Source organism: Anaerolineales bacterium, from assembly GCA_003105035.1.
Classification (GTDB): Bacteria; Chloroflexota; Anaerolineae; order Anaerolineales; family UBA4823; genus FEB-25.
The window spans coordinates 64,430-74,056 of the sequence record PQAL01000001.1; the positions used below are offsets into that span (position 1 = coordinate 64,430).

Genomic DNA, 9,627 nt, shown 5'->3' on the forward strand with positions numbered 1-9,627 from the left:
TATATATACGCAAGAACTTTCATGGATAGGAGAAGTGAGGTTACCTAATGGCAGGGAATGAAATTTCAGAGATCATGTTTGTAGCATGGGCTTTTTTCTTTCAAGCAGCCCTGATCGTCCATTTCGCCCTGAGGAAAAGGCGTTACGAGTTAGCCATGCGATATGGAAAAATCATCTATCTACTGTGCATTCCAGCTGTGGGATTAAGTATCTACTTCCTACTGATTGGTATGAGCTGGTCATACTGGCTGGGGGGATTTATATTTCTGATCTGGGCAGCGTTTGGGTACAGTGTTGAATATATCCGGCAAATCCAATGGCGAACACCTCCATATTGGCCCGTATTTGTGCCCTATGTATCTTTATATCTTGCCACAGTGATGTTCTACTGGTGGCCTTTGGCACTGATTTCTAAACCCCTTTGGGCTATATATGGGGCTTTATTCCTGGTAAGTACCTATCTAAATGCCACATCTCATGAAATCAAAAAACGGCAATCACAAAAAGAGGTAACGATATGAAAACTCGCATTCTAAAAATAATATGGGGGGTCGTATGTCTCTTCCTGGCCGGATTGACACTTGCCTGCCTGGAAGGTTATGTGCCATTCGACTGTTTTTCAGGCAAGTTGTCAGTGGTCATCTTCGCCTGTTTGAGCGGTGTATCCTTCTTGAGTTATTTCCTTAGTGGCACCAGGTATTGGGCATGGCTCTTTCCAGCTTTGATATCTGCCAGCTTAGCGCTCAACGCGGCTGGTTTATTTATGAACTATGGAAGCCCGATCGTCGCTTTCCCGATCCTGATCAGCCTGGCTATCCCATGTTATGTAGGCTATTTCCTGAACCGGACTCAGTGGGCATGGCTCGTACCCGCCTGGTTATTGACGATTATCGCCTTCGCGCCGCCCCTGTCAGGGCTAGTCGAAGAAAACCTGCTCATTGCACTGATCGTGTATTCCATCTCCTTACCGTTCATGGTGGGCTGCCTGACTGCTCCGGAATGTCGCTGGTCCCTGTTCGTTGCGGCTTTCTTCGGCTTTCTGGGAGTCTTCTATCTGGTTGAATCCTTCATCCACGGGGCTGTCTGGGGGCCAGCGCTCATGCTTGGCATCGGCTTGGTTTTTATAGCAATTGCCTATCGATCAAAGAAAAACTGGTGGGCATCTATCCTTGCCGGGATCTTTACAACGATTGGAATGGTGGCATTGCTCAACAGGCTGATTCCAGGCTACGATTACATCTCAATCGGGGAATATCAGCTTGGAATATATTCAGCCTTGTTATTCCTGGGCTTCGCCCTCACGTTTGGCCTGGTATGGCGTCTGGGCGGAGACCACAGGCATGCCTGGGCCAAATACCCAGCATTGGGTTTCCTGGTGCTTGCTTTAATTGCGTTTCTCGTCGGTCAGAGTTTTATACCGCTGCTGCCTGCCATCACCTTTTTTGTTATTGGAATGGTGATGGTTACTGGCGCAATTCTCAAGGCGAAATTCACTCGGCAGATTTCACCTTGAAACCCCGTATCCCATCCTGCCTGGACACGTCCTCCTCCGGTGATCCAGGCAGGATGAACGGCTAGTAAGCTTTGATAGTATTGTATTCGAAGCCATACCTATTCAAAGAACCTGGAGCACCGAGGAGAATAATAAAAATGGTTCATAAACTTCGCTTCATTGTGGCGGCGATGCAGGAAGTACCTTGGCCCGAAATGGTCAGGCGCTGGCAATTCTTGGAATCAGCGGGACTTGATGGGGTCATGCTGGCAGATCATTTTGTTAACTTTGCTGATCCAAAAGCACACTGGTACGAATGTTGGACCCTGCTGGCTGCCTTAGCTACACAAACGAAGAATATCCGCATAGGCTTGCTATCCGCCACACCCTGGCGTAACCCCGCTTTCCTGGCTCGCCAGGCAATGACGGTCGACCACATTTCCGATGGTCGTCTTGACCTTGGCCTTGGCGCAGGTGCCCCAGGAGAGGTCGATATCTCCTATGCCATGACGGGCACACCTGATTGGCTTCCCAAGGAGAGGGTGGATCGCTTCAGAGAGGCGGTTGAAATTATTGACCAGCTGCTTCGCCAACCAGAAACCACCTATCGTGGAAAGTACTATCAGGTAAGTGGCACAATTATGAATCCCCTGCCCATCCAAAAGCCGCGTCCCCCATTAATGATTGGTGGAAACGGTCCGCGCATGCTAAAAATTGCTGCACAGTTTGCTGATACGTGGAATACTTTTGGTGGAATAAATGTAAATTCCTGCTCAGAAATGATTGCCTTGACTCGTGACCGCAACAACTTTTTAGATAGTTATTGTGCTGACATTGGCCGTGATCCTTCGACCTTACGCCGTTCAGTGCTCATCTATACCCATGAAGAGTACCAACGTTTGTATTCAACTCCAGGGGTGTTTGAAGAGATCGTCAAATATTACCTGGATATTGGGATCTCAGAAATCGTGTTTTTCTATCCTTTTGTCCCGGTGCTCATGCCGATGTTTGAGCACATCGTCAATGAAGCCATCCCGCGCCTGCGGTCTGAATATTCTGCGATCGGTGAAACCGCGCATTCCTCCTAATCGAGCTTGTCCGGCTCAGCCGCTTTATAGACCTCAGGGACAAAGGTTTGGTCGGTGATGGGCGGCCGGACGTAACCCTTTTCCCCCTGCCGAGGGGGTAAGCTGATCGGCTCAGGCGTGAGGTCTTCATATGGGATCATGCTGAGCAGGTGATGGATGCAGTTCAACCGTGCGCATTCCTTTTCGTCAGCATTGACAACGTACCAGGGAGCCTGTTTTATATCGGTATAGGCGAACATCTCATCCTTCGCCTTGGAGTATTCAACCCAGCGGGCGCGTGATTGCAGATCCATCGGACTGAGCTTCCAACGCTTGGTCGGGTCTGCAATGCGCGCCTGGAAACGCTGTTCCTGCTCCTTATCACTGACGGAGAACCAATACTTGATGAGGATGATGCCTGAGCGCACAAGCATGCGCTCAAATTCAGGGACGGAGCGGAGGAACTCATAGTACTCCGCTTCGGTACAGAAACCCATCACCCTTTCGACGCCTGCCCGGTTGTACCAGCTACGGTCAAATAGAACCATCTCGCCCGCTGCCGGCAGGTGCGCAACATAGCGCTGGAAGTACCATTGCGTCTTTTCGCGCTCGGTTGGCGCGGGCAAAGCAACGATCCGGCAAATACGTGGGTTCAAGCTATCAGTGATGCGCTTAATCACGCCTCCCTTGCCAGCCGCATCACGACCCTCAAAAATGACCACCACCTTGAGACCATTCGTGCGGATCCATTCCTGCATCTTGACCAGCTCTACCTGTAACCGGCGTAATTCTTTATTGTAGATCTTCTCGTCCACAATGGTATATTTTTCGTCTGTGTGGGTTACCTCAGTAGGTTGTTTTTCCAGTGGTTGGTCTGTTTTTATTTTCTCGGTTTTTTTAACGGCAGAGTTCCCTTCATCGCTTACCTTGGCTTTATCTTTTTTGTCCTTATCCTTTTGATGCATATTTCACTCCTTACTGCCGGATGTGACATTGAAATTGAACAGGAAGGTTCTTTGTGGCTTATATATTTTAATCCCTATCGATGAAATTTATGCAGGATTATCTTCATTCACCAAGCTGACATTTTTTACAGGCACGCAACAAATGTTGATTTTTTCAACAGATAATAAAAATTGATGAATCGCGTAACTTGTTTCAAAAGCCAGGGTTATATAGTCACGAGAATGCCAATAATTGCTTAAAAAAACAAAAGGAGAATGAATATGACCGCGTTTAATATACTTTGTGCAGGGTTGATTGGAATGGTATTAGGTGTTCTAATCACTTTTGCCGGCTACAGGCTGTTCCTCGTCCTGCTCCCGCTGTGGGGCTTCTTTTTCGGCCTCTCCCTGGGTGCTAACACAGTCCAATGGGTTTTCAATGGAGGCGGGCTGTTCGTAGATGTTACCAGCTTGGTAGTTGGGTTTGTCGTTGGGGCAATCTTTGCCGTACTATCCTACCTGTTCTATGTCGTTGCAGTAGCCATCATTGCAGGCTCCCTTGGTTACTTCGTCGCTGTCTACGGCCTGATGGGCCTCGGTATGAATGCGAACTTCCTCCTGTGGCTGATTGGGATCATCGCTGGAGTCGTCTTGATCTTCCTTACCCTGCGTTTCAGCCTGGCCAAGTGGGTGATCATAATAACCACTTCATTACTAGGCGCGGCAGTCTCTTTTGGGACTATTATCCAAACCCTCAACCCAGCCGCGAATCTGCTCGAAAATCCGGTTAAATTGTACCTGTCGCAATCCTGGTTCCTGCTGGTTCTCTTCGCCCTGATGGCAGCCGCCGGTATCGTGGTCCAGTACGTCCACAACAAATCATGGACGGTCGAAGAATATAACCGCTGGGAAGCAGCCTAGCTAATTCGGGAAGTAGATATTCAGTTTCTGCAAAATAGCTTAAATAAGACCTTGCCCTCGCAATAAGAGTCACGCGATGGGCAAGGTTTACAATTTCCAAACAAATATTTTCACAGCCGCTTACTTCTTATAAGCGGCTTCTTTTTCGATGTAAGTAATATTATTTGGCTGAATGATTTTTAACCAAAGGGTTTTCCAAACTAGCTTAACTTGTGAAAGCCAAAAGTTCGGAAAAATATGCGCATCATATTGTGCCCAAAATCAGGGTTCAAATATTGATTCGGGCATGCCCCTGGAATAACCGTGATCCCATTCTCCTGGCACATACGCACCGCCTCAGCGGAGACGCTTGTCATACCGCTCGCCAGACCTGGCTTAGTACCCATCATACAATGCATCCAGACGTATTTTACTTCCAGGTCGATGCATTGCTGGACGATTTGCTCAGTGATTCTCGGGTTGGTAAGGATAAACACTGCGTCGGGTTTTTCTGGGATTGCCTTTAGATCAGGATAACAAGGATCACCGTCAAAAATAGACAAGCGGGGATTCACTGCTGAGACAGCGTATCCGGCAGTTTTGAACCTGTGGTAGGCTGCATTACAACCAGTCTCACGCTTATCCGAAACACCAACCACAGCGACCCTTTTTTGCCCTAAAAATTCTTGTACAAGCATATCAACAGTGGACATTGGAACTCCTTTAGTTGTTTTTTACATCCATCTCACACCATACAGTGCTAGTTACCAATCATGGCGCACTCGCTATCCATTATCCAGGCGATCAATCATCATCCTGGTCATATTCCACGTTTTTTCCATCAGATCCGGTTGCATTTTGTCGAATGTATCCGCAACCTGGTGCCAGTATGGAGATTCTCCATCCCGCGTGGTACCGGTGATGGTAATGGCAGGTATCTTACAACGCGCAGCATCTGCCATTTCAGTATTGCCCCCGCTGATCAAAGCAGGGTGAGCATCCCACTCAGGATGTTCTGCGGCAAGGCTTTCAGCAAGCTGCACCAGTTGAGCAGCAGGTTTAAATGGTACGATGATGCCCTCCTTCTTCAACCAGGCTGGGCTGACGCAACCCAGCATCTCAAAAACGAGCGCGGTTGGGTTCTTTAGTTCCGATAAATGGCGTTTATAAAAATCGATCATACCGTAATGTTGCACTTCTTCACAACCTGTACAAACCGCGAAGATACGCGTATGTTGCAGCGGTTGTGAGACAAATTCTTCAGCCAAAGCCAGCACCATCCCAACCGCGCTGGCATTATCATTAGCACCTGCTGTGAATGGTGTGGCTTCAGCGTGCAAGCACATGATCGCCAGGAGGGCTGCACAGATCGCAGTAGGAATACTGGCATACCACGCCCAGGGTAACTGGATAAATAAAGCAAGGCTATAGATAATAATCTGCCAGATGAAAGCAGCGAAAACAAGCATGGTAAAGCGATCGTAAATTTTTACCCACCTGCGGGTGCTGAAGATGATCGGGGTGCGTTGGCTGTCCAGGTGACCTACCAGCACAAGGTCGCGACGGTGTTCACCGTTGGGCGGAATAGTCGCGAAGACATTCTGGCTTTGACCTTTTGGGACGATCAGCCGGAAGGGATTATTTACGAAGCTCAATTCCAACAGCTCACAGACCAGGACAAAAATTGAGAGGAGCGTCGCCAGGATTGCAGTCGTCTTTCCACCCAACGGAAAAATGATGAAAGCAACCAGGATCAAGCAACTGGCTAATACATGTGGGTGAAAAATGGATCGAGCGCTTTTAAAGGTTTCCAGGGTGGCTGGCAGCCCTAATTTCTCGAATTGAGCCTTGGCATACAATGCCCCCTGGCGTTCACCATCGCGGGTTGGGCCGCGCGGGCCGATGTCCACAGCCAGGGCATGGATGTGATTGAGCCATGCAGCAATACGGGGGTGGGACGATGTGGGTTCAGGCATGTTGTCCTCCGGAGGTTGGATACTGAGATTATACCCATCTTCGTCCTAAGCCTGCGAATTTTAATGCTTTACTGCAGGACATCTGCATTTGCAGGATCTTGGATTAGTGATATATAACAAACAACAAAAAACCGCCCGGTATTGATTGTCTATTTTTGCATTTTCATGTATTATGAATTAATTGCAGCCACTAAAATTGAAGGAGACAACATGATGCATGAAAGACCTTGGTTAAAGAGTTATGATCCATTACTGCCTCAAACCCTGGAACCGTATCCTGATCGTACCTTGCTTGAGGTCTTGTCAGAGACTGTGCAAAAACGCCCAGACCACCTGACCCTAATCTTTAAAGGACTGCACGTCAACGCAACACAACTTGAGGCATTCGCCAATGACTTTGCTGCCGCATTGATAAAAATCGGGGTTAAGAAGGGCGATATCGTAGCAGCACTCATACCCAATTCACCGCAAGCGGTCATTTCGCAAATCGGTGCGTGGAAAGCAGGGGCAATTTTCTGCCCGATCAATGCAACATACACGGAATATGAGCTTGAACACGCCTTGAACGAATGCGAAGCTGAAACAGTGGTGGTGCTCAATCCATTTTACGACAAAGTAAAATCTGTCCAACCGCGAACAAAGGTCAAGCGGGTGATTGCAACACACATCAAGGATTTCCTGCCGCCGGTGCTGGCATTGCTGTTTACCCTGGTTAAAGAAAAAAAGGAGGGTTACCGCATCGATGTCAAATCAGGCGATTATGTCTTTGCCGACCTGCTGAAAAGCTACAAAGGATCAGGGCGACCTTCCGTAGAGGTAAAGCCAGCTGATCCAGCAATATTACTTTTTAGTGGAGGTACTACTGGCAAACCGAAAGCCGTATTGGCAACCCACCGATCGCTCTTGATCTCGGCGATGCAATTGCATGCCTATGCAGCTACGGTGCTCAGTGACTGGGACGACCGCTTGACTCTGGTCATGCCCCTCTTCCATGTATATGGAAACATGGGTATGAACACATCCTTGGTGGCACGTTACCCGATGGTGATCGTCCCAAACCCACGCGATATTGACGATCTGATAGCCACACTTCGCAAGGAAAGACCGGCTGTGTTGCATGGTGTACCAACGCTTTTCAACGCGCTGCTCAATCACCCGGAGGTGATTTCAGGTAAGGTGGATTTTAAATCCATGAAGGTGTGCTATTCAGCCGCAGCACCTCTTTTGAAAGAGACCAAGGATCGCTTTGAAAAGCTGACCAATGGCAGATTGTTGGATGCATACGCCATGACGGAAACTGTCCTTGCTGCGGTGGTCTGCCCCGCCCATGGGGAAAACAAGGAAGGCTCGACAGGCCTTCCGTTGCCCGATGTAGATCTTAAGATCGTTGACATGGAAACCGGGCAACAAGAGCTACCTCCGAATGTGCCGGGTGAAATTGCCATTCGCGCTCCGCAGATCATGGAAGGCTACTGGAAGCGGCCTGAGGAAACCGCCCTCATGATCCACGATGGGTGGGTATATACCGGCGATATTGGCTACCTGGATGAAGATGGCTATCTATTCCTGATCGATCGAAAAAAGGATGTAATCAAACCCAGCGGTTTCCAGGTATGGCCGCGCGAGGTGGAAGAAGTGATTGCCATGCACCCTGCCGTGCAGGAAGTTTGCGTGGGTGGGGTGATAGACGAGCAGACCAGTGAAGCGGTCAAGGCCTGGGTGGTCGTCAAGCCCGGTGTGCCGCTTGATGCGGAAACCTTGCGCGCTTTCTGCCGCGAGAAACTATCCGGCTACAAAGTGCCCAAGCATGTGGAATTTCGATCGTCTCTACCCAAGAATATGGTCGGTAAACATCTCCGCCGGGTGCTGGTCGAGGAAAATTCATCGATGTGAATTCCTACGATATCTAACCCTTGGTTGTTAATGATAGGGGCTGACCAAAAAACAATGGTCAGCCCCTATCCTATGCTGGTTGAAACGATTTTTTGCTATGAAAGTTATTTCACCTTCACCAAAACAGCACGGACGACAATGCGCCACTTGTACGAATCGCTATCTTCGTCATATCCCTGGCAGGTAATCAGGGTAAGCCAGGGTTTTTCCTCGTGGGTGATGATACTGGTGTTGTTCGGATTTACTCTATTTTGAACTGAGCGAATTTCATAAATATAGCTCTGGCCCCAGGCGTGGATGATCACTTGCTGACCCCATCGCATTTTCCCCAGGTTCACGAAAGGTCCAGGTAGTCCATTCGCATTGTATACGTGAGCTGTCAGAACAGAATTACCATTCCAGGTGGGGAAGGCTGTACCTGCCAGGTACCCGATTTGACCACCAAGCCAATCCAACTGCCAGCTACCCTGATCAATTGGCACACCAACAATTGATGCTTTGACATTCAAAGCTGGAATTTCCAACCAAAAATCGCCGAGTGCATCATACTTCAGTTTGGCAGGTTGATCCGGGAGTAATGTTCGGTGACCAGGAGCAAAGCCGGTGCTCGGCAGCGCTGCTGGTAGTGCCCTGCGTTCAATCGTGGCACTAACCTGATTGGAGGTTGCCCCGTTGGCCGATGCTCTGGCAATGTTGGTCACCGAATTGCTATCCAGATCAGCTTGGGTAATTTGGTAGGTGGCGGTGCAAGTCAGGGTTGCCTGTGGTAACAACCCACCGGGTGGAACAGGATTGCAGGTGACTGTTGTCTTATTATCTGTAACTGTAAAAGGTCCCGGCAAAGTTACATTCCCGGTATTGGTGATGATATAGGTGTATATGATTGTCTGACCAACTGCATCGAATATCACCGGGTCAGCAGACTTAAGCAGTGTGATTGTAGGGGTTTGTCCAGCAGGCACCGTGGTTTCTGCAGGTGGGGTGAGCACAGGGCCGCCAATGGGCGGGGTAGCCGTGGCACTGGCTGCATTGAGGTACGAGCCCGCATCCAGGTCAGCCTGGGTCACCACGTGCATCCCGGTGCAGACCAGGCTTTCACCTGGCGCCAGGCTGGTCGGTTGAGCCGGGGTGCAGCTGAGCGCTCCCAGCTGCGGGTCACTGATCGATACTTCCGTCAGGGTCACGTTCCCCGTGTTGGTCGCCGTGATCGTAAAGTGCAGGATGTCACCCACCGCATCATAGGTCGCCTCCGCGGCCGTCTTGACCAGGGTCATGGCCGGGCCTGGGGCGGCTGGCACGGTAATTTCGTCGGTCGGGTCGAGCACAGGGCCGGTGGGTGGGGTGGCTGTGGCACT

Annotated in this window: 9 protein-coding genes; 5 read left to right on the forward strand and 4 right to left on the reverse strand. The window is 49.6% G+C overall.

The window, feature by feature from the left end; all coding sequences use genetic code 11:
• The first annotated feature begins 47 nt into the window (after window positions 1-47).
• The 3 genes from C3F13_00250 to C3F13_00260 all read left to right on the forward strand — a co-directional run bounded on the left by C3F13_00250 (window position 48) and on the right by C3F13_00260 (window position 2,580).
• Window positions 48-521, forward strand: a complete 474-nt coding sequence (locus tag C3F13_00250; GenBank protein ID PWB56890.1) for a hypothetical protein — start codon at window positions 48-50, stop codon at window positions 519-521.
• Entirely contained in the window at window positions 518-1,513 is a 996-nt protein-coding gene (locus tag C3F13_00255) for a hypothetical protein (GenBank protein ID PWB56891.1), read from the forward strand. The genes C3F13_00250 and C3F13_00255 overlap by 4 nt, the downstream gene beginning before the upstream one ends.
• Window positions 1,514-1,650: 137 nt before the next feature.
• On the forward strand, window positions 1,651-2,580 hold the full coding sequence (locus tag C3F13_00260) for an LLM class F420-dependent oxidoreductase (GenBank protein PWB56892.1): 930 nt from the start codon (window positions 1,651-1,653) through the stop codon (window positions 2,578-2,580).
• On the opposite strand, the gene ppk2 is transcribed toward C3F13_00260, so the two are convergent.
• Window positions 2,577-3,524 (reverse strand): polyphosphate kinase 2, encoded by a 948-nt coding sequence (gene ppk2 / locus C3F13_00265; protein PWB56893.1) that lies wholly within the window; start codon window positions 3,522-3,524, stop codon window positions 2,577-2,579. The genes C3F13_00260 and ppk2 overlap by 4 nt on opposite strands.
• Window positions 3,525-3,779: 255 nt before the next feature.
• Between ppk2 and C3F13_00270 the strand changes: the two genes are divergently transcribed.
• Window positions 3,780-4,424, forward strand: coding sequence for a hypothetical protein (locus C3F13_00270; protein PWB56894.1), 645 nt, complete (start codon window positions 3,780-3,782; stop codon window positions 4,422-4,424).
• Between the two features lie 200 nt (window positions 4,425-4,624).
• Here C3F13_00270 and C3F13_00275 read toward each other — a convergent pair whose 3' ends face one another.
• Window positions 4,625-5,101 (reverse strand): CoA-binding protein, encoded by a 477-nt coding sequence (locus C3F13_00275; protein PWB56901.1) that lies wholly within the window; start codon window positions 5,099-5,101, stop codon window positions 4,625-4,627.
• Between the two features lie 87 nt (window positions 5,102-5,188).
• A complete protein-coding gene (locus C3F13_00280) occupies window positions 5,189-6,379 on the reverse strand; it encodes a hypothetical protein (GenBank protein ID PWB56895.1) in 1,191 nt (396 codons plus the stop codon).
• 213 nt (window positions 6,380-6,592) lie between these two features.
• Between C3F13_00280 and C3F13_00285 the strand changes: the two genes are divergently transcribed.
• A complete protein-coding gene (locus C3F13_00285; GenBank protein ID PWB56902.1) occupies window positions 6,593-8,272 on the forward strand; it encodes an AMP-dependent synthetase in 1,680 nt (559 codons plus the stop codon).
• 104 nt (window positions 8,273-8,376) lie between these two features.
• On the opposite strand, the gene C3F13_00290 is transcribed toward C3F13_00285, so the two are convergent.
• Window positions 8,377-9,627: hypothetical protein (locus C3F13_00290; GenBank protein PWB56896.1), on the reverse strand; the 1,251-nt coding region annotated here is incomplete at its 5' end.